The organism is Acinetobacter sp. SH024, assembly GCF_000163635.1.
Taxonomy (GTDB): domain Bacteria; phylum Pseudomonadota; class Gammaproteobacteria; order Pseudomonadales; family Moraxellaceae; genus Acinetobacter; species Acinetobacter pittii.
Genome location: NZ_GG753607.1, coordinates 3,787 through 6,281, shown reverse-complemented (window position 1 = coordinate 6,281; position 2,495 = coordinate 3,787). Strand labels below are relative to the sequence as shown.

Here is a 2,495-nt window from a genome sequence, read left to right as displayed (position 1 = left end):
AATGGTCTATAATGCACATCCATCGGCGGTGATGCAGATAGAAACTTGTTGAAAAACAGTTACTTGTGATTAAGTTGATTGCTTTAAGTGATGAATTTGATGGTAAGTTGGTTTGAGAGATAAGTTTTAAAAATATCGAAATTACCTGTTGACTTTTAAGAGATTAAGAGTAATATAGCCGACCTAGCTTGCTGGTGACGAACCAGGAAGAAGATCATTAAGAGAATTGAAGAACAACTTGTGTGGATTTTTACTGGTTGATTAATCGAAATAATTTTCATTGATTGATTGGTTTAAATTACTCGAAGTTTATTTGAGCGAAATTTAAGTCAGTAATTGATGAGCCAGAATTGGCACCTTGTCTTTAAATAAGGTGCAAAATGATTTTAACTGAAGAGTTTGATCATGGCTCAGATTGAACGCTGGCGGCAGGCTTAACACATGCAAGTCGAGCGGAGAGAGGTAGCTTGCTACTGATCTTAGCGGCGGACGGGTGAGTAATGCTTAGGAATCTGCCTATTAGTGGGGGACAACATTTCGAAAGGAATGCTAATACCGCATACGTCCTACGGGAGAAAGCAGGGGATCTTCGGACCTTGCGCTAATAGATGAGCCTAAGTCGGATTAGCTAGTTGGTGGGGTAAAGGCCTACCAAGGCGACGATCTGTAGCGGGTCTGAGAGGATGATCCGCCACACTGGGACTGAGACACGGCCCAGACTCCTACGGGAGGCAGCAGTGGGGAATATTGGACAATGGGCGCAAGCCTGATCCAGCCATGCCGCGTGTGTGAAGAAGGCCTTATGGTTGTAAAGCACTTTAAGCGAGGAGGAGGCTACTTTAGATAATACCTAGAGATAGTGGACGTTACTCGCAGAATAAGCACCGGCTAACTCTGTGCCAGCAGCCGCGGTAATACAGAGGGTGCAAGCGTTAATCGGATTTACTGGGCGTAAAGCGCGCGTAGGCGGCTAATTAAGTCAAATGTGAAATCCCCGAGCTTAACTTGGGAATTGCATTCGATACTGGTTAGCTAGAGTGTGGGAGAGGATGGTAGAATTCCAGGTGTAGCGGTGAAATGCGTAGAGATCTGGAGGAATACCGATGGCGAAGGCAGCCATCTGGCCTAACACTGACGCTGAGGTGCGAAAGCATGGGGAGCAAACAGGATTAGATACCCTGGTAGTCCATGCCGTAAACGATGTCTACTAGCCGTTGGGGCCTTTGAGGCTTTAGTGGCGCAGCTAACGCGATAAGTAGACCGCCTGGGGAGTACGGTCGCAAGACTAAAACTCAAATGAATTGACGGGGGCCCGCACAAGCGGTGGAGCATGTGGTTTAATTCGATGCAACGCGAAGAACCTTACCTGGCCTTGACATAGTAAGAACTTTCCAGAGATGGATTGGTGCCTTCGGGAACTTACATACAGGTGCTGCATGGCTGTCGTCAGCTCGTGTCGTGAGATGTTGGGTTAAGTCCCGCAACGAGCGCAACCCTTTTCCTTATTTGCCAGCGAGTAATGTCGGGAACTTTAAGGATACTGCCAGTGACAAACTGGAGGAAGGCGGGGACGACGTCAAGTCATCATGGCCCTTACGGCCAGGGCTACACACGTGCTACAATGGTCGGTACAAAGGGTTGCTACCTAGCGATAGGATGCTAATCTCAAAAAGCCGATCGTAGTCCGGATTGGAGTCTGCAACTCGACTCCATGAAGTCGGAATCGCTAGTAATCGCGGATCAGAATGCCGCGGTGAATACGTTCCCGGGCCTTGTACACACCGCCCGTCACACCATGGGAGTTTGTTGCACCAGAAGTAGCTAGCCTAACTGCAAAGAGGGCGGTTACCACGGTGTGGCCGATGACTGGGGTGAAGTCGTAACAAGGTAGCCGTAGGGGAACCTGCGGCTGGATCACCTCCTTAACGAAAGATTGACGATTGGTAAGAATCCACAACAAGTTGTTCTTCATAGATGTATCTGAGGGTCTGTAGCTCAGTTGGTTAGAGCACACGCTTGATAAGCGTGGGGTCACAAGTTCAAGTCTTGTCAGACCCACCATGACTTTGACTGGTTGAAGTTATAGATAAAAGATACATGACTGATGATGTAAGCTGGGGACTTAGCTTAGTTGGTAGAGCGCCTGCTTTGCACGCAGGAGGTCAGGAGTTCGACTCTCCTAGTCTCCACCAGAACTTAAGAGAAGTTCGGATTACAGAAATTAGTAAATAGAGATTTCGGTCTTGGTTTATTAACTTCTGTGATTTAAGTATCACGGTATTAAGCATGACCTGACGAAGGCGTGTTTATTCATTAACAGATTGGCAAAATTGAGTCTGAAATAAATTGTTCACTCAAGAGTTTAGATTAAGCAATTAATCTAGATGAATTGAGAACTAGCAAATTAACTGAATCAAGCGTTTTGGTATATGAATTTAGATTGAAGCTGTACAGTGTTTAAGTACACAGACAACAGATAGTAGCGATGAAGAATC

At 46.3% G+C, this 2,495-nt stretch carries 2 tRNA genes and 1 rRNA gene; all 3 read left to right on the top strand.

Annotated features, from left to right (window positions below):
* Window positions 1–387 precede the first annotated feature (387 nt).
* The 3 genes from HMPREF0013_RS23545 to HMPREF0013_RS23535 all read left to right on the top strand — a co-directional run bounded on the left by HMPREF0013_RS23545 (window position 388) and on the right by HMPREF0013_RS23535 (window position 2,192).
* Window positions 388–1,925, top strand: a 16S ribosomal RNA gene (locus HMPREF0013_RS23545).
* Between the two features lie 59 nt (window positions 1,926–1,984).
* Window positions 1,985–2,061, top strand: a tRNA-Ile gene (locus HMPREF0013_RS23540).
* Window positions 2,062–2,116: 55 nt separating this feature from the next.
* Window positions 2,117–2,192, top strand: a tRNA-Ala gene (locus HMPREF0013_RS23535).
* Window positions 2,193–2,495 lie beyond the last annotated feature (303 nt).